Origin of the sequence: Variovorax sp. PAMC26660 (assembly GCF_014302995.1) — a bacterium.
In the GTDB taxonomy this organism is placed as follows: domain Bacteria; phylum Pseudomonadota; class Gammaproteobacteria; order Burkholderiales; family Burkholderiaceae_C; genus Variovorax.
Genome location: NZ_CP060295.1, coordinates 1,657,340 through 1,680,277, shown reverse-complemented (window position 1 = coordinate 1,680,277; position 22,938 = coordinate 1,657,340). Strand labels below are relative to the sequence as shown.

Below are 22,938 nucleotides of genomic sequence, written 5' to 3'. Positions count from 1 at the left end.
CTCCGTGCTTGCCGCTCTTGCCGGCACGCTCGCGTCATCGTCCGCATTGAGTGAGCCGATGCGCGGCATCGAGCGCGAAGCCATTGCGGCCTATCTGAATTCCCAAGCGCCCGGCGAGCCGTCGCGCAGAACGCTGGTCATCGAGTCGACCACGGCCATCACCGCAGATGCCTTCATATCCAGTGGACCCGACCGCAAGGAACTGGCGAGCCGCTTGCCAGAGGCAACAAGCGCGGTGATCGACGATTTCATCCGCGTGCTCTCCGAGACCTCGGCGTTGCAGATACCCGGGCATCTGCTGCGCCGGGACATTCGCTGGCAAATGATCGGCGAGGGCGATATCGACCGCATTTTCAGTGCGAAAAAACTCGGCGTTGCCTGGGAGAATTTCCACAAGGCCTATCCGGGCGGTGGCCTCCTGGTTCGCTTCTCACGCGTGGGAATCGACGAGCGCGCGGCGCAGGCGCTCTTCTTCGCATCGGTGAGATCCGGTGGCCTGGGCGGCAGTGGATTCTTCGTGCTGTTGCACAGGCGATTCGGCATATGGCGCCTGCTCGCCACCGAGCAGGCGTGGATCAGCTGACGCGCGCGGCTATCCCACCACCACTTCGCTGATCTGCATCACCGGCGCGATGTCGGTGTAGTTCTTCACGTCGCCCATGATCTCCTTCATGTGCGGCCCGAACGCTTTCTGGAAGGCCTCGACGGATTCGCTGAACACGTGGCACATGCCGATGTAGGTGGGCGTGGACCCCGGCGCGCCGCCGGCCAGGCCCTTGTCGATGGTGTACGAGAGGCAGGCGTCGCCCATGCGGGCCTTCAGCAGCGGCATGTGCTTGTCGCGGTAGTAGGCGTGGTCGAAGCGGGCATCGGCCACGTAGGGGTACATCACGCTGACTTTGATCATGGTTGTTCGTCTCCTGGGGTGCGGGGTTGAGTGACGTTCGAGCATAGGAGATGGCTCGCCGCACAACAAGCCGGCGCCCCCTAAGATTCGGGCCATGCGAATCACCGTCTACCTCACCGACAACCGCCCAGACCCCTGGATCGAAGGCCTGCAGGCCGAACTCCCCGATGCCGTCATCGAAGCCTGGAAGCCCGGGGCGGCCCAGGCCGACCATGGCGTCGTCTGGGCGCCGCCGCAGCAGTTTCTCGACGAGCAGCCGAAGCTGCGCGGCCTCTTCAACATCGGAGCGGGCGTTGACGCACTGCTCAAGCTGAAGGTGCCGGCGCACACGCGCATCGTGCGGCTCGACGATGCCGGCATGTCGGTGCAGATGGCCGAATATGTCTGCCACACGCTGATCCGCCATTTCCGCGAGTTCGATGTCTACGAGGCCGATGCGCGCGAAGGGCGCTGGAGCTACCGCAAGCCGAAGCTGCGCCGCGATTTTCCGGTCGGCATCATGGGGCTGGGCGTGCTCGGCGAGCGCGTGGCCAAGGCGGTGGCGCAGTTCGAGTTTCCGGTGCTGGGCTGGAGCCGGTCGGCCAAGGCCATCGATGGCGTGCAGGTGTTCAGCGGCGAAGCGCAGTTCGACGAATTCCTGTCGTCCACGCGTGTGCTGGTCAACCTGCTGCCGCTGACCGAGGCGACGCGGGGCATCCTGAACCGCAAGACGCTGGGCAGGCTTTTGCCCGAGGGCTACCTCATCAGCATCGCGCGCGGCGGCCATCTGGTGGAAGAGGAACTGATCCCGATGCTCGACGCTGGCGAACTGGCAGGCGCCACGCTCGACGTGTTCCAGGTCGAACCGCTGCCGGCTGAACATGCTTTCTGGCGGCATCCGAAGATCACGGTGACGCCGCATGGCTCGGCGCGCACGCTGCGCGAGGAGTCCATCACCCAGATCGCCGGGAAGATCCGTGCGATGGAGCAGGGGCTGCCCGTGAGCGGTGTGGTCGACCCTGCGCGCGGGTACTGACTCGGTACGTCACTGACCGCCGTTGGGGCGGTTGTTTGTTTGCTGGGGGCGCTGCTGTTCAGGGCGACGCTCACGCCGACACGGTGCTCTTTTTCGCGAATGTCCCCCGCTTCGCTCCTCCTTTATTTCGCGAAAAAGAGCACCGTATCGACGTGAGCGTTGGTCAGAGCGGTCGTTGATCGCAGAATCAATCAGAGCGTGCCCAGTGCGAATGACGCCGGGTGCTCCCCGCAGCGAAATAAAGGAGGAGCGAAGCGGGGGACATTCGCGGAGGGGAGTACCCGGTGTCATTCGCACTCGCCCCGAACAGCAGCAGCGCCTCAAACAAGCGCGCCTCGAAAAAAGCATCGGCAGGGGAAACCCTGATCGCTTTGTTTTTCACAAGTGTGAAAATTAATTCATGGTTGTGAAAACTGCATTCCGCGTGATCGAGATCGTCGAGCTCTTCGCTCGGGAGAAGCAGCCCCTTGCGCTGTCTGAAATGGCGCGCCTGCTCGACATGCCCGTGTCGAGCTGCCTCGGCCTGATCCGCACGCTCGAAGAGCAGGGCTACATGTACGAAACCGGCCGCCGCCAGGGCTATTACCCGACCGGCAGGCTGCTCGCGATGGCGCAGGTCATCGCCGCGCATGACCCGGTGCTCGACCGCGTCAAGGCCACGCTCGAAGAGCTGCGCGACGCAGCGCGCGAAACCGTGGTGTTCGGCAAATTCCGCGATGCGAGCCAGGTGGTCTACCTGGAAGTGCTGAGCGCGCCGCAGGCCATCCGCTATTCCGCCGAATCCGGCGAAACACGCCCGGCCTATGCCAACTCGCTGGGCCGCGCCCTGCTGTCCACGCTCGCGCCCGATGCCCGCCGCAAGCTGCTTGACGGCATGACGCTGGCGCCGCTGACCGACGCCACGCTCACCACCGCCGATGCCATCGAAGCCGAACTGCAGCGCGGCACCGCGCGCGGCTGGTACGGCAATCTCGGCGAAAGCATTCCCGATCTCATCGGCCTCGCATGGCCGCTGCGCATCGGCGGCGAGGCCTATGCGATCTCGGTCGCCGGCCCGCGCTACCGCATGGAAGCGCGCATCGAAGACATCGCCGCGATGCTGCGCTCCGCCTGCCTCGCGATCGAACCCAAGACAGAGAACCCCCGATGACCACCACCACCGCCACGGCACCCCGCTACTTCGTCCGGGAAGCCGACATCGCCGGCTACCACCCGGCCAACCACACAGGCACGCTGAACAAGCGCTTGATCGGCCCCGAGACCGTGGGTGCCAAACAGCTCGAAGTGCTGGTGGGCCACATCCAGAAGGGCAAGGGCGCGCTGCCGCATGCGCACCCCGGCATCGAGCAGGTCTGCTACATGCTCGAAGGCCGCGCGGTCGCCGAGGTGGGCGGCCAGCGGCAGGAGCTGAGCCCCGGCGACAGCTGCTTTTTCCCGGCCGACGCCATGCACACCTTCACGGTGGTGAGCGACGAGCCGGTGCGCGTGCTGGTGATCTACAGCCCGCCGTATGAAGAATCGCCGGAGCGCGTGATCCGGCCCTGAACCGACAACAACCCGGAGACAAGCAACATGCAGACAACGAAGAACGCGACCGAGAAATCGGTCGTGGTGGCAAGCCGCCGCCGTTTCATTTCCATCAGTGCCGCCACAGGCCTTGCCAGCGCCGCGCCGTGGGCCTTTGCGCAGGACGGCTACCCGAAGCAGCCGATCCGCCTCGTCGTGCCCTTCGCGGCCGGCAGCGGCACCGACGCGGTGGCGCGCATCACCGGGCTGATGCTCGGCGAGGCGTTGAAGGGCTCGGTCATCGTCGACAACAAGGCGGGCGCCAACGGCGTGATCGGCGCGGAGGCGGTGGCCAAGGCGGCACCCGACGGCTACACGCTGTTCATGACGACCAACACCACCCACTCGGCCAATCCGAGCCTGATGAAGTCGCTGCCCTACGACCCGGTGAAAGACTTCGCGCCCGTCAGCCGCATGGGCAACCTGCCGTTCATGCTGGTGGTCAACAACGACCTGCCGGTCAAGAGCGTGGCCGAGCTGCTGGCCTGGGGCCGCGCGCATCCCGGCAAGCTGACCTACGCGAGCGGCAACAGCACCGGCATCGTGTGCGGCGCCACGCTGTCGCGCATGAGCGGCATTCCCATGCTGCACGTGCCCTACAAGAGCACGCCGCCCGCAATCGCCGATCTGATCGGCGGGCAGGTGTCGATGATGGTGGTCGACCTGGCCGCCGGCCTTGCCACGGTGAAGGCCGGCAAGATGCGCGCGATTGCCGTCACCACGCAGGAACGCACCAAGCTCTTTCCCGAGCTGCCGCCGCTGGCCGATACGCCGGAGCTGAAAGGCTTCGACATCACTTCGTGGAACGGCGTGTTCGCACCGGCCGGCACGCCGCGCGACATCGTGCTGAAGCTGAACAAGGCTCTGTCGGGCATGGCGAACAGTGCGGCGTTTCGCGAGCGGGTGGCCAAGCTGGGCTTCGATGCGTTCGGCAGCACGCCGGAAGAGCTGGGCGCGTTCACCGTGTCCGAGCTGGCGAAGTGGAAGAAGCTGATTCAGGCCGCGGGCATTCAACCCGAATGAGCGCGGTGTCGAATTTGCATTTGAGTTTGAATTTCTCCCTCCCCTTCCGGGGGAGGGCAGGGGTGGGGGAAAGCGGCGTACCCATCGAGCGCTCTGCCCGCCCCCATCCCAATCTTCCCCCAGAGGGGGAAGGAGCGAAGACCAAGACATGAACATCTCCGGACCTCTGCAAGGCATCCGCATCCTCGACCTCACCGCCGTGGTGATGGGCCCCTACGCCACGCAGACGCTGGGCGATCTCGGCGCCGACATCGTCAAGGTCGAGCCGCCCGCCGGCGACAACCTGCGCGCGGTCGGGCCGATGCGCAACGCAGGCATGGGCGCGATGGCGATGCACCTGAACCGCAACAAGCGCTCGATCGTGCTCGACCTGAAGCAACCCGAGGGCCGCGAGGCCTGCCTGCGGCTCGCAGCCGGTTGCGATGCGCTGATCTACAACACGCGTCCGCAGGCGATGGCGCGGCTCGGGCTCGACTACGCGGCGGTGTCCGCGGTGAACCCGAAGATCGTCTACCTCGGCGCCTTCGGCTACGGCGAAGAAGGACCGTATGCAGGCAAGCCCGCGTACGACGACCTGATCCAGGGCGCCGCCGGCGTCGCTTCGCTGTTCGCGCAGCAAAGCGGCGGTGCGCCGCGCTATGCGCCCGTCACGCTGGCCGACCGCGCGGTGGGGCTGCAGGCGGCCATCGCATTGCTGGCGGCAGTGCTGCATGCGCAGCGCACCGGCCAGGGCCAGGCGGTCGAAGTGCCGATGTTCGAGGCACTCTCGCAGTTCGTGATGGGCGACCACCTCGGCGGCCACAGCTTCGAGCCGCCGCTCGGCCCCACCGGCTATGCGCGCCTGCTCGCGCCGCATCGCAAGCCCTACGCCACGTCCGACGGCTACCTCAGCGTGCTCATCTACAACGACAAGCACTGGCAGGCCTTCTTCGATGTGATCGGCCGGCCCGAGCTGCGCAGCTCGCCGATGTTCGGTACGCACACGGCGCGCGCCGCCAACATCGGTGCGGTCTACGCCTTCGTGGCCGAGGTGATGGCCACGCGCGGCAGTGACGAATGGATGACCGTGCTGGAAGCCGCCGACATTCCGGTCGCGCGCCTGCACAGCACCGAAAGCCTGCTCGACGATCCGCACCTGCGCGCCGTCGACTTCTATCCCGAGTTCGATCACCCGACCGAAGGCCGCATCCGCACCCTCGCGCCGGTCGGCCGCTACAGCGCCACGCCCGCCGCCATCCGTCGCCCCACGCCGCGCATCGGCGAGCAGAGCGTCGAGTTGTTGCGCGAAGCGGGCTATGCGAGCGAAGAGATCGACCGGATGCTCGCGCGCGGCATCACCGTGCAGCCGAACCCACCCAAGGACAACAGCGAATGAATTTCTCCCTCGACGAAGACCAGCGCTCGCTGGTCGCGGCCATCGAACGGCTGTGCGAAGACTTCCCCGCCGACTACTGGCGCGACCATGACGACCGCGCCGTGTTCCCGCACGAATTCCACCGCGCCGTGGCCCAGAGCGGCTGGCTCGGCATCGCCATGCCCGAGGCGCAGGGCGGCGCGGGGCTCGGCATCACCGAGGCGGCGCTGATGATGCGCGCCATCAGCGCGTCGGGCGCGGGCATGTCGGGTGCATCGGCGGTGCACATGAACATCTTCGGGCTCAATCCGGTGGTGGTGTTCGGCACGGAAGAACAGCGCCAGCGCTTCCTGCCGCCGCTGATCGCCGGCACCGAGAAGGCCTGCTTTGCCGTGACCGAGCCCGATGCGGGCCTGGACACCACCAGCCTCAAGACACAGGCGGTGCGCCAGCCGCATGGTGGCTACCTGCTGCACGGCCGCAAGATCTGGATTTCGACCGCGCAGGTGGCCGACCGCATGCTGATCCTCACGCGCACCACGCCGCTCGACCGGGTGAAGAAACCCACGCAGGGCCTCACGCTGTTCTATACGCCGCTGGACCGCAGCAAGGTCGAAGTGCGCGAGATCCACAAGCTCGGGCGTGCGGCGGTGGACTCCAACATGCTCTTCATCGACGGGCTCGAAGTGCCGGAAGCAGACCGCATCGGCGAGGAAGGGCGCGGCTTCGAATACATCCTGCACGGCCTCAACCCCGAGCGCATATTGATTGCGGCCGAGGCCATCGGCATCGGCCGCGCTGCGCTTCGCATCGCTTCGCAGTACGCGCAGGAGCGCGTCGTGTTCGGCCGGCCCATCGGCCAGAACCAGGGCGTGGCGCATCCGCTGGCGCGCGCCTGGGCCAACCTCGAAGCGGCCGACCTGATGGTGTTCAAGGCCGCCACGCTGTACGACGCGGGCGAGCCCTGCGGCATCGAGGCCAACGCCGCCAAGTACCTCGCGGCCGAAGCGGCGCACGATGCCTGCCAGAACGCCGTGCTCACGCTGGGCGGCATGGGCTACGCGAAGGAATACCACGTCGAACGCCTGCTGCGCGAAAGCTACATCCCGCGCATCGCACCGGTCAGCCCGCAGATGATCCTGAACTTCATCGCCGAGAAGGCGCTGGGCCTGCCGAAGTCGTACTGATCCTTCGCCGCCGCCGGTGCGGGCACGCGCCGCGCACCCGGCGGCGTGCGGCTGGCACCATTTGCAACCTCACAGGCGCGCATTGCTACCTTCCGCGACTTGTGTACCCAGCAGGGCATTTCCATGTGTCGGACAATGGGCGGCGGTTTTTCATCCTCCCGCGACACAAGAGACATCCCATGAAACTCCCCACCCAAGTCAAGCTCGTCGACGTCGGCCCGCGCGACGGCCTGCAGAACGAAAAGCAGCCCGTTTCCGCCGACATCAAGATCGGCCTCGTGCACCGCCTGCAGGACGCGGGCCTGAAGGAAATCGAGGTCACCAGCTTCGTGTCGCCCAAGTGGGTGCCGCAGATGGCCGACAACGCCGAGGTGATGCACGGCATCCGGCGCTTGCCCGGTGTGCGCTATTCGGTGCTCACGCCCAACATGAAGGGCTTCGAGGCCGCCATCGCCGCGCCGCGCGAAGAGTGGCCCGACGAGATCGTGGTGTTCGGCGCCGCGAGCGAGGCCTTCAGCCAGAAGAACATCAACTGCTCGATCGCCGAGAGCATCGAGCGCTTCGCGCCTGTGGTGGCAGCGGCGCTCGAGAAGGGCATCCGCGTGCGCGGCGCGATGTCGTGCACGGTCGGTTGCCCCTATGAGGGCGAGATCGCGCCGGCCAAGGTCGGCTACCTCGCGCAACTGATGAAGGGCATTGGCGTGCAGCGCGTGGACGTGGCCGACACCATCGGCGTGGGTACGCCGCGCAAGGTGCAAGCGGCGATGGAGGCCACGCTGGCGCACTTCGATGTAGCCGCCATTTCCGGCCACTTTCACGACACCTACGGGCAGGCGCTGGTCAACACGCTGGCGGCGCTCGAGATGGGCGTGTGGAACTTCCAGTCGTCCTCGGCCGGCCTGGGCGGTTGTCCTTACGCCAAGGGGGCGACCGGCAACGTGGCGACCGAAGACGTGGTCTACATGCTGCACGGCATGGGCATCGAGACCGGCATCGATCTCGACAAGCTGATCGACGCGGGCGTGTACATCAGCGAGGCACTGGGCCGCGAGCCGAACTCGCGCGCGTCGAAGGCCATCCGCACCAAGCGGGCCGGCTGAGCCACTTACACACACAGGAGTTTTTGTGGACCTGCATGTCTGGCTCGCATTTCTGGTGGCCAGTTGCGTCATCGCGGTATCGCCCGGTTCGGGCGCGGTGCTCAGCATGAGCCATGGGCTCAGCTACGGCGTGCGGCGCACCACGGCAACCATCGTCGGCCTGCAACTGGGGCTGGCCGTGATCCTGCTGGTGGCCGGTCTTGGCGTGGGCGCGGTGCTCACCGCCTCGGCCACCGCGTTCACGGTGATCAAGGTGGTCGGCGCGTGCTACCTGCTGTGGCTGGGTTGGCGGCAATGGCGAGCGCCTGTCGCGGCCGTGGCAACAGCGGACGGCGGTGCGCCCGAATCGGCGCGCGAGCCCGGCCTCACGGCACCGCAGCGCGTGCTGCGCGGCTTCCTGACCAACGTGACCAACCCCAAGGGCATCGTCTTCATGGCCGCCGTGCTGCCTCAGTTTATTCAGCCGACGCGGCCGTTGTGGCTGCAACTGCTGGTGCTGCTGGCCACGACGGTGATGGTCGATGTGACCGTGATGCACGGCTACGCCTGGCTGGCCGCGCGCCTGCAGGGCATGCTGCGCAGCGTGCGCGCCCGGCGTGCGCAGAACCGCGTCTTCGGCGGCGTGCTGATGGCGATGGGCGCATTCCTGTTCATGTTCAAGCGCAGTGCCTGATAGATTCAAACCCATGTGCGGCTCTGAACTCCACTCGCTCCCCGAAGGCGTCCAGCGCGTCTCCCGTGTGCTGCAGGATGCCGGCCATCCCCATTCGCCGCGCATGCTCGACGACGCCTGCCGCACCGCGCAGCAGGCGGCCGATGCGCTCGGCATCTCGGTCGGTCAGATCGCCAAGAGCATCATCTTCCGCCGCAAGAGCGACGAGGTGGCGGTGCTGGTCATCACCTCGGGCGACAAGCGGGTCGACGAGAAGAAGGTCGATGCGCTGGTCGGCAAGACCGGCCGCGCCGATGCCGAGTTCGTGAAGGCACGCACCGGCTTCACCATCGGCGGCGTGTCGCCGGTCGGGCACGTGACCAAGCCCGTGGTGCTGATCGATCGCGAGCTGTTCCGCTTCGAGGAAATCTGGGCTGCTGCGGGTCATCCGCATGCGGTGTTCCAGCTCAAGCCGCAAGACCTTGAAACGCTCACCGGCGCGCCGGTGGCGGACGTGGTGTGAATTTCGCGGAAGCCGAGACGCTGGCCGATCGCGCGGTGGCCGTGCGCGACTTGCCCGAAGACGTCCCGTCGCCTTGCACCTCGGTCTGCCGCATGGACCGTCTGAGCGGCTTCTGCGAAGGATGCCTGCGCACCATCCCCGAGATCGCGGGCTGGAGCAAGATGGAAGACGACGCGCGGCGCAACGTGTGGCGCGCGATAGAGTTGCGGGCCCGGGCCGGCATCTGGCGCATCCCGGAAGAATCCGGAGACACCCACGCATGAAGCACATCGATTTCTATCTCGACTTCATCTCGCCTTACGCGCACCTCGCGTTCGAGCATTTGCCCGAGGCGCTCGAAGGCCTGTGCTACAGCGTGGCCTACAAGCCGGTGCTGCTCGGCGCGCTGCTCAAGCAGCACGGCCAGCTCGGCCCGGCGGAGATTCCGTCGAAGCGCAGTTGGACCTATCGCCACGTGCTGTGGCTGGGCCACACCCATGGCATCCCCATCGAGATGCCGGCCTCGCACCCCTACAACCCGCTGCCGCATCTGCGGCTCGCGGTGTCGAGCGGCGACGACGGCAGCATCAGCCGCCTCGTGGCCGAGACCATCCTGCGCAACGTGTGGCGCGGCGGCGAAGAAGCCGGCGATGCCACGCGCCTTGCCGCGTTGGCCGCACAACTGAACCCGAAGCGCGAGGCCAGCAGCGACGAGAGCAAGGCCCTGCTCAAGCGCAACACCGACGAAGCATTGGCGCTCGGTGTGTTCGGCACTCCTGCTTATGTCGTCGATGGCCGCCTGTTCTGGGGCTTCGACGGCCTTGCGATGCTGCGCGCGTACCTGGCCGGCGATGCGTGGTTCGACGGTCCGCAATGGACTGCGGCAGACCAGCGTCCGTCTCTGCTGCGCAGCAGCAAACAGGGCTGAGTAAAAACCCGGGCAAGGGCCCGATTTCTTACAGGCTGAAACGCACCGCGCGGGTTTCACCCTAATCCGTAAGCGTCGGTTCAGTTTCGCGAAAGCCTCGGGTCAGTCAGGCCTCCAAGAATGCTTCACGGTCTCCGGAATCGGGGAACCGCATGAACGCATACAACCAGGAGACGACCAATGGCAGCCACACTAGATTCACGGGGAGTGCCGCATCCGGCCCCCCGGCCCATGTCAGCGGAGGAGAAGAAAGTCATCTTCGCCTCCTCGCTCGGCACCGTGTTCGAGTGGTACGACTTCTACCTCTACGGTTCGCTCGCCGCGATCATCGCCAAGCAGTTCTTCAGTGGCCTGGATCCGGCCGCCGGGTTCATCTTCGCGCTGCTGGCGTTTGCTGCCGGTTTCCTGGTGCGTCCGTTCGGCGCCATCGTGTTCGGCCGCCTGGGCGACATGATCGGGCGCAAGTACACATTCCTGGTGACGATCCTGATCATGGGCCTGTCGACCTTCATCGTCGGCCTCTTGCCCAGCTACGCGACCATCGGCGTCGCGGCGCCGGTGATCCTGATCGCGCTGCGCATGCTGCAGGGCCTGGCGCTCGGCGGTGAGTACGGCGGTGCCGCCACCTACGTGGCCGAGCACTCGCCGCACGGCAAGCGCGGTGCGTACACCTCGTGGATCCAGACCACGGCAACGCTGGGCCTGTTCCTGAGCCTGCTGGTGATCCTGGGCGTGCGCGAGTTCATGGGCGAAGCGGTGTTCAACGACTGGGGCTGGCGCATTCCGTTCCTGGTGTCGATCCTGCTGCTCGGCATTTCGGTGTGGATTCGTCTGTCGCTGAGCGAGTCGCCGGCCTTCCAGAAGATGAAGGCCGAGGGCAAGACCTCGAAGGCGCCGCTGTCCGAATCCTTCGGCGAGTGGAAGAACCTGAAGATCGTGATCCTGGCGCTGGTCGGCCTCACGGCAGGCCAGGCGGTGGTCTGGTACTCGGGCCAGTTCTACGCGCTCTTCTTCCTGACGGCACAGCTGAAGGTCGATGCGACCACGGCCAACCTGATGATTGCCGCGGCGCTGCTGCTGGGCACGCCCTTCTTCGTGATCTTCGGAACGCTGTCCGACAAGATCGGCCGCAAGCCGATCATCATGGCCGGCTGCCTGCTGGCCGTGGTCACGTACTTCCCGGTCTTCAAGATGCTGACCGAAGCCGCCAACCCCGACCTGGCCCGTGCGCAAGCCACGGCCGGCGTCACGGTGACGGCCGACCCGGCTTCGTGCTCGTTCCAGGGCAATCCGGTGGCCCGCGAGATCGACTTCAAGAGCTCGTGCGACATCGCCAAGCGCTACCTCGTGCAGAACTCGGTTAGCTATGAGAACGTGGCCGGCGCGCCGGGCTCGAAGGCGATCGTGAAGATCGGCGACAAGTCGGTCGAAGCACCTGTCGGCAACGTCGTGAACCTCAAGTTCGACGAAGGCTCCGCCAAGGAAATCGCCGCCTTCAAGAAGGGCGTGGCCGAAGACCTGAAGGTCGCGGGCTACCCGGCGAAGGCCGACCCCGCGAAGATCAACAAGGTGGTGACGATCCTGCTGCTGTTCTGGCTGGTGCTGCTGGTGACGATGGTCTACGGCCCGATCGCAGCGATGCTGGTCGAGATGTTCCCCACGCGCATCCGCTACACCTCGATGAGCCTGCCGTACCACATCGGCAACGGCTGGTTCGGCGGCCTGCTGCCGACCACCGCCTTCGCCATCGTGGCTTCGACCGGCAACATGTACAACGGCCTCTGGTACCCGATCATCATCGCGGGCATCACGCTGGTGATCGGCACGCTGTTCATCCGCGAGACCAAGGACGTGGACATCTACGCCAACGACTGATCTTCAGCCGCACCGGAGGGCGCAGGCCCTCCGTTCAACAAAGAGGCTTCATGCCAGTCGGCATGAGGCCTTTTTCTTGAACGCATCAGCATCATCAGCAACCCAGGAGACAACCCCCATGTGGAAGATTGCAGTCGGCTTCGTCATCTTCGCGGCCATCGCCTTGTTCGTGATCTCGAAGGCCGGTGACAAGGTCGACATGTCGGGCGAGAAGCACGGCGTGGATGCGACGACGCACGAGCCCGCCGCCACGCCGGTGCCTGCGCCGGCTGCGCCGAAGTAAGGCGCGGGATCGTTCTTCAGCGTTTGAAGCGGCCGTCGCTCACGATCGAGAGGTCGACGTAGTCGATGCCCGTGTGATCCGTCGGCGAATAGCTCACGTCGAGCCCGCCGCCCACGTCGTACTGGAAGTTGTTGAGCGTGGCGATCAGCTTCGCGCGCGTGGGCTTGGGGCCCGTGCGGCGCAGCGCCTCCACCAGCACCTTGGTGGCGACGAAGCCTTCCAGCAGTGCGGGCGACAGGTCGTTCTGGCCCTTGGCCTTGGCGAGCGCCAGCGCCTCCTTGATGAGCGGATGGCCGAACGAACGCTCGTAGGGCAGCACCTGCGTGATGATCACGCCCGCGCTGGCCGAGCCCAGTTCCTTGATGAAACCCGAGGCCGCGTTGTTCGACAGCGTGATGATCTGCGCCGCCGAGCCCGTGGCCCGCAGCGCCTTGATGCCTTCGGTCACCGCGGTGCCCGAGCCGATCCACAGCACCGCCTGCGCATTGGCCTTGGTCAGTTGCGGAACGATGACGCTGTAGTCGGGCTTGTTGCGGTCGGCCAGTGCGACCACAGCCGGCTTCAGCTTCGCTTTCTCGAAGCCCTTGTTCGCGCCTTCCATCGCGTCCTTGCCGAAGGAGTCGTCGGCCTGCACCACGGCAATGCGCTGGATGCCGGTGGTCTGCAGGTGCTGCACGGCCTTCTCGGCTTCGCGCTGGTAGGTCGAGCGCACGTTGAAGATGTTCTTCTGCAGCGGCTTGTGCAGCGCCATCGCGCCGGTCGAAGGGCCGACCAGCGCCACGCCGTACTTGTCGAGCAGCGGAATGATGGCGAGCGTGTTGGGCGTGCCCCGGTTCAGCAGCAGCGCCACGACCTTCTTGTCTTCGATGAGCACGCGCGAGTTTTCCAGCGAACGCTTGGCATCGAGCCCGTCGTCCATGCGGATCACCTCGATCTGCTCGCCATTGATGCCGCCCTGGGCGTTCACCTGGTCGATGACCAGTTGCGAACCCATGATGGTTTCCTTCACGCTGGCCGCCACCGGGCCCGACAGGTCGGCCGACTGGCCGATCAGGATCTGGGCCGATGCGCCCGGAACCGCAGCCGCCAGGAGAAGCGCAGCAGCGCAGGACGTGAACGTCTTCTTCATCAAGCAAAGCCTTTCGCGAGGCGAAGGCCTCTGTCAACAGGTGTGTAATGTGTTGCTGGAAGTGACATTCACTAGCTCGCGGAAACCCTGTCAAACCATTGTTTCCAGAGTCCCAAAAGCAACGGCCCGCCGGGTGACCGGGCGGGCCGTGTGCGGAGCGGCGAAGAGGGCTGCAGCTCAGCGCTTGAACCGCCCGTCGCTGATGATGGCCAGGTCCGCAAAGTCGATCCCGCTGTGGTCTGTGGGCGAATAGCTCACCTCCAGCCCGCCGCCCAGGTCATAGCCCCGGATGCTTTCGAGCGCGGCCACCACCTTGGCGCGCGTCGGCTTGGGGCCCGCGCGGCGCAGCGCCTCGACCAGCACCTTGGCCGAGGCGAAGCCTTCGAGCGCGGCCGGCGACAGTTCCTTCTGGCCCTTGGCCTGCGCGAGTGCGAGCGCCTCCTTCACCATCGGCTGGCCGAGCGAGCGCTCGCTCGGGAACACCTGCGTCACGATCACGCCCTTGCTCGCATCGCCCAGTTGCTTGATGAAGCCCGACGACGCGTTGTTCGACAGCGTGACCACCTGCGCCGCGGAGCCCGAGGCGCGCAGCGCCTTGATGCCATCGACCACCGCGACGCCCGAGCCGATCCACAGCACGGCCTGCGCATTGGCTTCCTTGATGGCCGGCACGATGGTCTTGTAGTCGGGCTTGTCGCGGTCGGCCGGCACCGTCACGATGGGCTTGGCCTTGCCCTTGGTGAAGCCGGTCATGGCGCCTTCGAGCGCGTCCTGCCCGAACGAGTCGGTCACGTAGATCACTGCAATGCGCGTCAGGCCGATGGTCAACAGGTGCTGCACCGCCTTCTCGGCTTCGCGCTGGTAGGTGGCGCGCACGTTGAACACATGCTTTTGCAGCGGCTTGTGCAGCACCATCGCGCCGGTGGACGGGCCGATGAGCGCCACGTCGTACTTGTCGAGCCACGGAATGATGGCCTGCGAATGCGGCGTGCCGCGGCTCATGAAGAGCGCCAGCACCTTCTTGTCCTCGATCAGCACGCGTGCGTTCTCGCTGGCGCGCTTGACGTCGAAGCCGTCGTCCATGCGCAGCACCTCGATCTTCTCGCCGTGGATGCCGCCCTGTGCGTTGGCCGCATCGATCACCAGTTGCGCGCCGCCGATGGTCTCGTTCACGCTTGCGGCCACCGAGCCGGTCATGCCGGCGGTCTGGCCGATCAGGAGCTGGGCCGATGCGCCCATGGCCGTCAGGGCCAGCAGGGCGGCGGCGCAAAGCGTGCGCGTCTTCGTCATGGAAACCTTTCAGAAAGGGCCGCAAGTGGCGGCGGAAACGGGTGCAAACAAACGTCGTATTTGTTTCTGAAAGTGTCCGAAATGCCATCCAGACAAACCCCTGCGCGGCCACCAACCATGTGGGCCCTTGCGCGAACGCGTCACGGACCACTCCCTAGAATGTTTGCCCCACCCCCCAAGGCATCCATGACACAGGGCTCCATCCGGATTCGCGGCGCGCGCCAGCACAACCTCCAGAACCTCGACCTCGACATCCGCACAGGCGAGATGACCGTGGTCACCGGGCCCAGCGGCTCGGGCAAATCGAGCCTCGTGTTCGACACCCTCTATGCCGAAGGCCAGCGGCGCTATGTGGAGACCTTCTCCGCCTATGCGCGCCAGTTCCTGGACCGCATGGACAAGCCGGCCGTCGACAAGGTGGAAGGCGTGCCGCCCGCCATCGCCATCGACCAGACCAACCCGGTGCGCTCCTCGCGCTCCACGGTCGGCACGATGACCGAGCTGAACGACCACCTGAAGCTGCTGTTCGCGCGCGCGGCCAATCTGTTCGACCGCGAGACCGCGCTGCCGGTGCGCCACGATTCGCCCGACAGCATCTATGCGCAGATTGTCGAGCGCGCGGCGGCCGCGGGCGATCCGCGCCTGGTCATCACCTTCCCGGTCGAGCTGCCCGCCGGCACCACGGCGGACGAGGTCACGCAGTGGCTGTCGGCCAGCGGCTTCACGCGGGTGCAGTCGGAGCGCGAGGTGGCCACGCCCACCGGGCCGCGCAAGGTGCTCGACGTGGTGGCCGACCGCTTCCGCGTGTCGAGCGGCGAGCGGGCGCGCGTGGTCGAGGCCATCGAGGTGGCGCTCAAGCGCGGCAGTGGGCGCGTCACGGTGCATGCGCTCGCGGCCGACGAGGCCACGCCGCCCGATGTGTGGAAGTTCTCCACCGGGCTGCATTGCCCCGAGAGCGACATCCGCTACACCGACCCCATTCCGTCGATGTTCTCGTTCAACTCGGCCGTCGGCGCCTGCGACACCTGCCGCGGCTTCGGTCGCGTGATCGGCGTCGACCTGGGCCTGGTGATCCCGAACGACAAGCTCACGCTGCGTGCCGGCGCCATCAAGACCATTCAGACGCCCGCGTGGAAAGAAGCGCAGGACGACCTCATGCGCCACGCCGAGGCCGCCGGCATTCCGCGCGACACGCCCTGGAACAAGCTCACCGACGAGCAGAAGCACTGGGTGATCGAAGGCACGCCCAACTACAAGGACGGCAACTGGAACAAGCAGTGGTACGGCGTGCGCCGCTTCTTCGCGTACCTGGAGAGCAAGGCCTACAAGATGCACATCCGCGTGCTCTTGTCGAAGTACCGCAGCTACACGCAATGCCCGACCTGCAGCGGCGCGCGCCTGAAGCTCGACAGCCTGATCTGGCGCATCGGCAGCAAGGACGACGCCGACGCGGTACTGCCGCCCGAAAAGCGTTTCATGCCGACGGGGGTGAAGTGGACGCGCGCGCAGCTCGAAGCGCTGCCGGGGTTGTGCCTGCATGATTTGATGCTGTTGCCGATCGAGCGGTTGCGGCGGTTCTTCGATCGCGTCGAGCGCCACGGCAACGGCAACAGCGCGAACGAAGGCGACACGCAGGCGCTCAAGCTGCTGTTCGATGAAATCACCACGCGCCTGCGCTACCTGCACGACGTCGGCATCGGCTACCTCACGCTCGACCGCCAGAGCCGCACGCTGAGCGGAGGCGAAGTGCAACGCATCAACCTCACGACAGCACTGGGCACCTCGCTCGTCAACACGCTGTTCGTGCTCGACGAGCCCAGCATCGGCCTGCACCCGCGCGACATGAACCGCATCACCGAGGCCATGCTGCGCCTGCGCGATGCCGGCAATACGCTGGTGGTGGTCGAGCACGACCCGGCCGTGATGCTCGCGGCCGACCGCGTGATCGACATGGGCCCCGGCCCCGGCATCCGCGGCGGGCAGATCGTGTTCGACGGCACCACCGACCAACTGCGCGATGCCGACACGCTCACCGGCCACTATCTCGGCGGGCGCAAGAAGATCGGCATGGGCTTCAAGCGGCTGGTGAGCGAGAACACGCACCGGCTCATCCTGGAGGGTGTGCGCGAGCACAACCTGCAGAACATCACCGTCGAGTTTCCGCTCGCGCGCCTCGTGTGCGTGACCGGCGTCAGCGGCTCCGGCAAGTCGACGCTCATTCAGGACGTGCTGGCGCCCGCGCTCATGCGCCACTTCGGCAAAGCCACGGAAACGCCGGGGGCGCACGACCGCATGCTCGGCGCGGATCACCTGGGCGACGTGGTGTTTGTCGACCAGTCGCCCATCGGCAAGACCGCGCGTTCCAACCCCGCGAGCTACGTGGGCGCATGGGACGCGATCCGCGAAATCTTCGCCACCGCCGCGCTCTCGCGCCAGCGCGGCTACACCGCGAGCAAGTTCAGCTTCAACTCCGGCGACGGGCGCTGCCCGACCTGCGGCGGCTCGGGCTTCGAGCACGTCGAGATGCAGTTCCTGTCGGACGTGTACCTGCGCTGCCCCGATTGCGACGGCAAGCGCTACCGCCCCGAAATCCTCGAAGTGCGCGTGGAGCGCAAGGGCAAGACCTACAACGTGGCCGACGTGCTCGACCTTACCGTGGCCGAATCGGCCGTGGTGTTCGACGCCGACCGCGACGTGCTGCGCGTGCTGCAGCCGATCTCCGACGTGGGGCTCGACTACGTCAAGCTCGGCCAGCCCGTGCCCACGCTGAGCGGCGGCGAGGCGCAGCGCCTGAAGCTCGCCGGCTTCCTTGCGGAAGCGGTGAAGAGCGCGACATCGAGCAAGCAGTCGCTCGCGCGCAAGGGCACGCTGTTCCTGTTCGACGAGCCGACCACCGGCCTGCACTTCGACGACATCGCGCGCCTGATGCGCGCGCTGCGCAAGCTGCTCGACGCCGGCCATTCGCTGGTGGTGATCGAGCACAACCTCGACGTGATCCGCGCCAGCGACTGGTGCATCGACCTCGGCCCCGAAGGCGGCGAGGGCGGCGGCCTGGTGGTGGCCGAAGGCACGCCCGAGCAACTGCGCGAGAACCGCGCATCGCTCACCGGTGCGGCGCTGGCCGACTACGAACTCGCCATCGGCCCCGAGGCCTACAAGGTGGCCGAGCGTGCGGCACGGCGCTACATCGCCAACGCCAAGACGGCGCCCGGCAGCAACGCGATCGAGATCGTGAACGCGCGCGAGCACAACCTGAAGAACCTGAGCGTGAACATCCCGCGCGGCAAGTTCAGCGTGGTGACGGGCGTCAGCGGCTCGGGCAAGTCGACGCTGGCCTTCGACATCCTGTTCAACGAAGGGCAGCGCCGGTATCTCGAATCGCTCAACGCCTATGCGCGCAGCATCGTGCAGCCGGCTGGCCGGCCCGAGGTCGATGCGGTCTACGGCATTCCGCCGACCGTGGCCATCGAGCAGCGCCTGTCGCGCGGCGGCCGCAAGAGCACGGTGGGCACCACCACCGAGGTCTGGCACTTCCTGCGCCTCCTGTACGTGAAGCTCGGCATCCAGCACTGCATCCACGACGGCGCGGCCGTGCAGCCGCAGACGCCCGACAGCATCGCGGCGCAGCTGATGCGCAACTTCAAGGGCCAGCACATCGGCCTGCTCGCGCCGCTGGTGAGCAACCGCAAGGGCGTGTACACCGAGCTGGCCGACTGGGCGCGGCCGCGCGGCTTCACGCACCTGCGCGTGGATGGCGACTTTTTGCCGACCACCGGCTTCCCGCGCATCGACCGCTTCAAGGAGCACAGCATCGAACTGCCGGTGGCCAGCCTCGACGTGCTGCCCTCGAAAGAAAACGAACTGCGCGAGGCATTGACCCGGGCGCTCGAGCACGGCAAGGGCGTGGTGCATGTGCTGAGCAATCTCGACGGCCTGCGCGCCGCGATGATGGCCGGCGTGTCGGCCGTTGGCATCGGCCGCGTCAACGTGTTCTCCACGTTGCGCGCCTGCCCGATCTGCAGCACCAGCTACGCCGAACTCGACCCGCGCCTGTTCAGCTACAACAGCAAGCACGGCTGGTGCCCCGACTGCGTGGGCACCGGCGTCAAGCTCAGCAAGGACCAGCGCAAGGTCTTCGACGACTCCATCCGCGACGACGACAACAAGGGCCGCGAACAGACCTTCGCCGAACCCGAGATCGAAGACCTGGCCGACACCGCCTGTCCGACCTGCCAGGGCACGCGCCTGAACGCCACGGCACGCGCAGTGAGCTTCGGCGCCGCGTTGGCCGACGGCTCGGGCGGCATCGGCATCACCGAGCTGGCGCGCATGAGCGTGACCGAGGTGCGCCAGTGGTTCGAGGGGCTGGTGCTCAAGGGCCGCGAAGCGGAGATCGCGCGCGACCTGGTGCCGGAAATCAAGAGCCGCCTCGAATTTCTCGAAGAGGTGGGCCTGGGCTACCTCACGCTCGACCGTGGCGCGCCCACGCTGAGCGGCGGCGAAGCCCAGCGCATCCGCCTGGCGGCGCAGCTCGGCAGCAACCTGCAGGGCGTGTGCTACGTGCTCGACGAGCCGACCATCGGCCTGCATGCGCGTGACAACCAGATCCTGCTGAACGCGCTGCACAAGCTCGGCGAGAAGGGCAACACGCTGGTGGTTGTGGAGCACGACGAAGACACCATCCGCCGGGCCGATCACATCATCGACATCGGGCCGAGCGCGGGCAAGCGCGGCGGGCGGCTGGTGGCAGAGGGTTCTGTGGCCGACATCGAGGCGGCGGGCGAATCGCAGACCGGGCGCTACCTGCGGGATGCGATCAGACATCCGCTGCAGGCGCGGCGTCTTGTCCCTCTCCCTCCCCTTCCGGGGGAGGGCCGGGGTGGGGGCACGACGGCCTCCAAGAAGACCACTGGCCGTTCGAGCGCCGCTAGCCCCCACCCCAACCCTCCCCCAGAGGGGGAGGGGGCAAATGCCAATGCCTGGCTCACCGTGCACAGCGCCGATCTGCACAACCTGCAGGACATCACCGCCACGGTCCCGCTGCACCGCCTCGTGGTGGTCACTGGCGTCAGCGGCTCGGGCAAGTCCACGCTGGCGCGCGACGTGCTGCTGGCCAACGTGCAGGCCATCGTCATCCAGCGCATGACCAAGGCGGGCCGCGATGCGGACGCCGCCGGCAAGCGCCCGGCCTGGGCCGGCTGCAGCAGCGTCGATGGCTATGAAGTCATCGACCGCGTGCTCGAAGTCGACCAGACCCCCATCGGCAAGACGCCGCGCAGTTGCCCGGCCACCTACATCGGCTTCTGGGACACCATCCGCAAGCTCTTTGCCGACACGCTCGAAGCCAAGGCGCGCGGCTACGGCCCGGCGCGCTTCAGCTTTAACACCGGCGAAGGCCGCTGCCCCGGCTGCGACGGCGCGGGCGTGCGGACCATCGAGATGAGCTTCCTGCCCGACGTGAAGGTGCCCTGCGAGGTCTGCCACGGCGCGCGCTTCAACCCCGAGACGCTGGCCGTGAGCTGGCGCGGCAAGAGCATCGGCGACGTGCTGAAGATGGAAGTGGACGAGGCGGTCGAGTTCTTCTCGGCCATGCCCAACATCAGCCATCCGCTGCAGTTGCTCAAGGATGTGGGGCTGGGCTACCTCACGCTGGGGCAGCCCTCGCCCACGCTGTCGGGTGGCGAGGCGCAGCGCATCAAGCTGGTGACCGAGTTGAGCAAGGTGCGCGACGACATCACGCGCCGCGGCCAGAAGGCGCCGCACACGCTCTACGTGCTCGACGAGCCGACCGTGGGCCTGCACATGGCCGACGTCGAGAAGCTGATCCACGTGCTGCACCGGCTGGTGAACGGCGGCCACAGCGTGGTCGTGATCGAGCACGACCTCAACGTGATCGCCGAGGCCGACTGGATCATCGACCTCGGGCCCGAAGGCGGCAACGCCGGCGGGCGCATCGTGGCGGCGGCGCCGCCTGAAGAAGTGGTGCGGCTGGGCACGCACACCGGCGTGGCATTGGCGCCGGTGCTGGCACGCTGACTTGCCGGCCTTGAGGGGCGCGCGGGCGGTTCAGGCGATGGGCGCCTGCGCCGCCTCGCGCAGCGCTTCGAGGCATGCCACCACGGCCTGGCTGTCGCTCTGGGGGCCCCGCAGCACGCCGATGCCCTCGAACTCGCTGTGCAGCTCGAACGCGACGCGCGCGATCAGCCCCCACTGCACGAAGGGCTCGATCAGGCTGCGCGGCACCAGCGACAGCACACGCTCGCGGCGCAGGATCTCCAGCACCAGCGGAAGCGAGGTGGTCGAGATCGGGTGCAGCGCAGGCGCGGGTGCGCCGGGGTCGAACAGCGCGTCGAAGACGTCGCGCACGCCCAGTCCCTGAACCGGCAGCGTCCAGCGCGCGGCGCGCAGGTCGTCGAGCGTGGGCCTTGGCTTGCGCGCCAAGGGATGGCGCCGGCCCGCCACGATCCAGGGCACGTCCGGCGCAAGGGGCTCGAACATGCAGGGCGCCGGCGTTTCAGTCGGCCGCCGGCACAGCGCCAGGTCGACGCGGCCGGACATCACGTCGGCCTGCAACTGCTCGCCGGGCGCCTCCAGCACTTCGATGCGCAGGCCCGGATGGCGTGCGCCGAACGCGGGCAGTATGCGGCACAGCAGGCCCGATGCGGCCGCAGGAATGGCGCCCACGCGCAGCACACCGCTTGCGCCCGCCTGCAGCGCGTGCACCGTGTCGGCGGAGGCGCGCAAGGCACTCAGCGTGTTGCGGGCCATGGGGACCACGGCGCGCCCGGCAGCCGTGAGCCGCATGCCGCGCACATGGCGCTCGAAGAGCGGCGTGCCGAGCAGTTCCTCGATGTCGCCGAGCGCCTGCGTCGCCGCTGGCTGGCTCATGCCGATCTGCTCGGCCGCGCGCCGGACGCCGCCCGAATCGGCAATCGACACCAGCAGTTGCAGGTGCCGCAGGCGCCCCTTGGCGAGCAGGCGGGCGTACAGAACCGAGGAGGCGGGCGTGACCGTGGGCATCGGGCGGTATTGATTCTGCTTATGGGTGTGGCGATGAATCTATTGGAAACCGATCGATGGCGTCAACATAATCCGACCCACTTTTCGCTCCCACAGAGAAACGCCATGCAGTTTTCGCGACGTCGGCTTGCGGCCCTTTCATCCCTCCTGGGTCTTCTCGCGTTCTCGGCCGCTGCGCCGGTCTTCGCGCAGGACGGCTACCCGCAACGCCCGATCAAGCTGGTCGTTCCGTTCGCGCCCGGTGGTTCCACCGACCTCGTGGCCCGCCTCGTGGCCGACAGGATGCAAGCCACGCTGGGGCAGCCGGTGATCGTGGACAACCGCGCCGGCGGCGGCGGCATGATCGGCTCCGAGGCGGTGAGCCGGGCGGATGCCGATGGCTACACCATCGGCATCGGCACCGTGAGCACGCTGACGGTCAACCCCGTCATGCTCAAGGCGAACCGCGTCGACCCGCTCAAGGACCTGGCGCCGATCACCGTGCTGGCCACCGTGCCGTCCGTGTTCATGGTGCATCCGTCGTTTCCGGCGCGCAGCTTCGAGCAGGTCGTGGCCGAGGTGCGGGCCAAGCCCGACAACTACAACATGGGCTCGTCGGGCCCGGGCTCGATCAGCCACCTGCTGATCGAGGCGATGAACGCCGACCTCAAGTTCAAGCTGCGCCACATTCCCTACCGTGGCATGGGCCCCGCGTTGACCGCGGCGCTCGCGGGCGAGACCCAGGTTTCCAGTGACCAGTACCCCTCGTCGGCCTCGTACATCAAGAGCGGCAAGCTGCTGCCCTTCGCCGTGGGCGCCCAGCGGCGGCTGGACGCGCTGCCCTCGGTGCCTACGCTCAAGGAACTGGGCCAACCCGACCTCAATGAACTCGCCATGACCTGGTTCGGCCTCGTGGCGCCTGTGAAGACGCCACCTGCCATCCAGAAGAAGCTGCACGACGCGGCCGTTGCGGCGCTGCGCGACCCGGCCCTGCTGGCGCGCATGAAGGAACTGGGCGTGGAGGCTGTCGGCGGTTCGCCCGAAGCCTTCCGTGCGCAGATCGAAAGCGGGCTGGCGCGCAACCGCCGCATCGTCCAGGCCGCGGGCATCAGCCCCGAGTGAGCACCG

The 22,938-nt window shown here is 67.0% G+C and carries 20 protein-coding genes; 16 read left to right on the top strand and 4 right to left on the bottom strand.

The window, feature by feature from the left end; genetic code table 11:
* The first annotated feature begins 4 nt into the window (after window positions 1–4).
* Entirely contained in the window at window positions 5–583 is a 579-nt protein-coding gene (locus tag H7F35_RS08050; protein ID WP_187112391.1) for a hypothetical protein, read from the top strand.
* Between the two features lie 9 nt (window positions 584–592).
* Here the strand turns inward: H7F35_RS08050 and H7F35_RS08045 are convergent, their stop codons facing one another.
* A complete protein-coding gene (locus tag H7F35_RS08045) occupies window positions 593–907 on the bottom strand; it encodes an EthD family reductase (RefSeq protein WP_187112390.1) in 315 nt (104 codons plus the stop codon).
* Window positions 908–1,001: 94 nt separating this feature from the next.
* Between H7F35_RS08045 and H7F35_RS08040 the strand changes: the two genes are divergently transcribed.
* From H7F35_RS08040 to H7F35_RS07980, 13 genes are all read left to right on the top strand, one after another.
* Window positions 1,002–1,922 (top strand): 2-hydroxyacid dehydrogenase, encoded by a 921-nt coding sequence (locus tag H7F35_RS08040; RefSeq protein ID WP_187112389.1) that lies wholly within the window; start codon window positions 1,002–1,004, stop codon window positions 1,920–1,922.
* Window positions 1,923–2,322: 400 nt separating this feature from the next.
* Window positions 2,323–3,072 (top strand): IclR family transcriptional regulator, encoded by a 750-nt coding sequence (locus H7F35_RS08035; RefSeq protein WP_187112388.1) that lies wholly within the window; start codon window positions 2,323–2,325, stop codon window positions 3,070–3,072.
* A complete protein-coding gene (locus H7F35_RS08030; protein ID WP_187112387.1) occupies window positions 3,069–3,467 on the top strand; it encodes a cupin domain-containing protein in 399 nt (132 codons plus the stop codon). The genes H7F35_RS08035 and H7F35_RS08030 overlap by 4 nt, the downstream gene beginning before the upstream one ends.
* Window positions 3,468–3,494: 27 nt before the next feature.
* Window positions 3,495–4,511 carry a Bug family tripartite tricarboxylate transporter substrate binding protein gene (locus H7F35_RS08025; protein ID WP_187112386.1) on the top strand — a complete coding sequence of 339 codons (1,017 nt, stop codon included), beginning with the start codon at window positions 3,495–3,497 and terminating at the stop codon, window positions 4,509–4,511.
* Window positions 4,512–4,659: 148 nt separating this feature from the next.
* Window positions 4,660–5,886, top strand: a complete 1,227-nt coding sequence (locus tag H7F35_RS08020) for a CaiB/BaiF CoA transferase family protein (protein ID WP_187112385.1) — start codon at window positions 4,660–4,662, stop codon at window positions 5,884–5,886.
* The gene (locus tag H7F35_RS08015) at window positions 5,883–7,052 is read left to right on the top strand and encodes an acyl-CoA dehydrogenase family protein (protein WP_187112384.1); all 1,170 of its coding nucleotides are present in this window, start codon (window positions 5,883–5,885) and stop codon (window positions 7,050–7,052) included. The genes H7F35_RS08020 and H7F35_RS08015 overlap by 4 nt, the downstream gene beginning before the upstream one ends.
* A gap of 179 nt (window positions 7,053–7,231) precedes the next feature.
* Window positions 7,232–8,152, top strand: coding sequence for a hydroxymethylglutaryl-CoA lyase (locus H7F35_RS08010; RefSeq protein ID WP_187112383.1), 921 nt, complete (start codon window positions 7,232–7,234; stop codon window positions 8,150–8,152).
* A gap of 25 nt (window positions 8,153–8,177) precedes the next feature.
* A complete protein-coding gene (gene rhtB / locus H7F35_RS08005; protein WP_187112382.1) occupies window positions 8,178–8,825 on the top strand; it encodes a homoserine/homoserine lactone efflux protein in 648 nt (215 codons plus the stop codon).
* A gap of 13 nt (window positions 8,826–8,838) precedes the next feature.
* A complete protein-coding gene (locus H7F35_RS08000; RefSeq protein ID WP_187112381.1) occupies window positions 8,839–9,327 on the top strand; it encodes a YbaK/EbsC family protein in 489 nt (162 codons plus the stop codon).
* Window positions 9,324–9,590, top strand: a complete 267-nt coding sequence (locus H7F35_RS07995; protein WP_187112380.1) for a DUF1289 domain-containing protein — start codon at window positions 9,324–9,326, stop codon at window positions 9,588–9,590. The genes H7F35_RS08000 and H7F35_RS07995 overlap by 4 nt, the downstream gene beginning before the upstream one ends.
* Complete coding sequence (locus tag H7F35_RS07990; protein ID WP_187112379.1) at window positions 9,587–10,234, top strand: 2-hydroxychromene-2-carboxylate isomerase; 648 nt, start codon at window positions 9,587–9,589, stop codon at window positions 10,232–10,234. The genes H7F35_RS07995 and H7F35_RS07990 overlap by 4 nt, the downstream gene beginning before the upstream one ends.
* 180 nt (window positions 10,235–10,414) lie before the next feature.
* Window positions 10,415–12,109 (top strand): MFS transporter, encoded by a 1,695-nt coding sequence (locus H7F35_RS07985; RefSeq protein WP_187112378.1) that lies wholly within the window; start codon window positions 10,415–10,417, stop codon window positions 12,107–12,109.
* A gap of 118 nt (window positions 12,110–12,227) precedes the next feature.
* Window positions 12,228–12,392, top strand: coding sequence for a hypothetical protein (locus tag H7F35_RS07980; RefSeq protein WP_187112377.1), 165 nt, complete (start codon window positions 12,228–12,230; stop codon window positions 12,390–12,392).
* Window positions 12,393–12,408: 16 nt separating this feature from the next.
* Here H7F35_RS07980 and H7F35_RS07975 read toward each other — a convergent pair whose 3' ends face one another.
* Both H7F35_RS07975 and H7F35_RS07970 read right to left on the bottom strand, forming a co-directional pair.
* The gene (locus H7F35_RS07975; protein WP_187112376.1) at window positions 12,409–13,521 is read right to left on the bottom strand and encodes an ABC transporter substrate-binding protein; all 1,113 of its coding nucleotides are present in this window, start codon (window positions 13,519–13,521) and stop codon (window positions 12,409–12,411) included.
* 177 nt (window positions 13,522–13,698) lie between these two features.
* Complete coding sequence (locus H7F35_RS07970; protein ID WP_187112375.1) at window positions 13,699–14,811, bottom strand: ABC transporter substrate-binding protein; 1,113 nt, start codon at window positions 14,809–14,811, stop codon at window positions 13,699–13,701.
* 186 nt (window positions 14,812–14,997) lie between these two features.
* Between H7F35_RS07970 and uvrA the strand changes: the two genes are divergently transcribed.
* Window positions 14,998–20,847: an excinuclease ABC subunit UvrA gene (uvrA, locus tag H7F35_RS07965; protein ID WP_187112374.1), complete on the top strand. Its 5,850-nt coding sequence runs from the start codon at window positions 14,998–15,000 to the stop codon at window positions 20,845–20,847.
* A 30-nt stretch (window positions 20,848–20,877) separates the two neighbouring features.
* Here the strand turns inward: uvrA and H7F35_RS07960 are convergent, their stop codons facing one another.
* The gene (locus tag H7F35_RS07960) at window positions 20,878–21,831 is read right to left on the bottom strand and encodes a LysR family transcriptional regulator (protein ID WP_187112373.1); all 954 of its coding nucleotides are present in this window, start codon (window positions 21,829–21,831) and stop codon (window positions 20,878–20,880) included.
* A 105-nt stretch (window positions 21,832–21,936) separates the two neighbouring features.
* On the opposite strand from H7F35_RS07960, the gene H7F35_RS07955 reads away from it, so the two are divergent.
* Window positions 21,937–22,932, top strand: a complete 996-nt coding sequence (locus H7F35_RS07955) for a Bug family tripartite tricarboxylate transporter substrate binding protein (RefSeq protein WP_187112372.1) — start codon at window positions 21,937–21,939, stop codon at window positions 22,930–22,932.
* Window positions 22,933–22,938 lie beyond the last annotated feature (6 nt).

Coding starts and splice junctions, on each gene's coding strand:
- H7F35_RS08025 (WP_187112386.1), top strand. CDS start 3,495: ATGCAGACAACGAAGAACGCGACCGAGAAATCGGTCGTGGTGGCAAGC.
- H7F35_RS08020 (WP_187112385.1), top strand. CDS start 4,660: ATGAACATCTCCGGACCTCTGCAAGGCATCCGCATCCTCGACCTCACC.
- H7F35_RS08000 (WP_187112381.1), top strand. CDS start 8,839: ATGTGCGGCTCTGAACTCCACTCGCTCCCCGAAGGCGTCCAGCGCGTC.
- H7F35_RS08030 (WP_187112387.1), top strand. CDS start 3,069: ATGACCACCACCACCGCCACGGCACCCCGCTACTTCGTCCGGGAAGCC.
- H7F35_RS07970 (WP_187112375.1), bottom strand. CDS start 14,811: ATGACGAAGACGCGCACGCTTTGCGCCGCCGCCCTGCTGGCCCTGACG.
- H7F35_RS07980 (WP_187112377.1), top strand. CDS start 12,228: ATGTGGAAGATTGCAGTCGGCTTCGTCATCTTCGCGGCCATCGCCTTG.
- H7F35_RS08045 (WP_187112390.1), bottom strand. CDS start 907: ATGATCAAAGTCAGCGTGATGTACCCCTACGTGGCCGATGCCCGCTTC.
- H7F35_RS08040 (WP_187112389.1), top strand. CDS start 1,002: ATGCGAATCACCGTCTACCTCACCGACAACCGCCCAGACCCCTGGATC.
- H7F35_RS07960 (WP_187112373.1), bottom strand. CDS start 21,831: ATGCCCACGGTCACGCCCGCCTCCTCGGTTCTGTACGCCCGCCTGCTC.
- uvrA (WP_187112374.1), top strand. CDS start 14,998: ATGACACAGGGCTCCATCCGGATTCGCGGCGCGCGCCAGCACAACCTC.
- H7F35_RS07955 (WP_187112372.1), top strand. CDS start 21,937: ATGCAGTTTTCGCGACGTCGGCTTGCGGCCCTTTCATCCCTCCTGGGT.
- H7F35_RS08035 (WP_187112388.1), top strand. CDS start 2,323: ATGGTTGTGAAAACTGCATTCCGCGTGATCGAGATCGTCGAGCTCTTC.
- H7F35_RS08015 (WP_187112384.1), top strand. CDS start 5,883: ATGAATTTCTCCCTCGACGAAGACCAGCGCTCGCTGGTCGCGGCCATC.
- H7F35_RS07985 (WP_187112378.1), top strand. CDS start 10,415: ATGGCAGCCACACTAGATTCACGGGGAGTGCCGCATCCGGCCCCCCGG.
- H7F35_RS07990 (WP_187112379.1), top strand. CDS start 9,587: ATGAAGCACATCGATTTCTATCTCGACTTCATCTCGCCTTACGCGCAC.
- H7F35_RS07975 (WP_187112376.1), bottom strand. CDS start 13,521: ATGAAGAAGACGTTCACGTCCTGCGCTGCTGCGCTTCTCCTGGCGGCT.
- H7F35_RS08010 (WP_187112383.1), top strand. CDS start 7,232: ATGAAACTCCCCACCCAAGTCAAGCTCGTCGACGTCGGCCCGCGCGAC.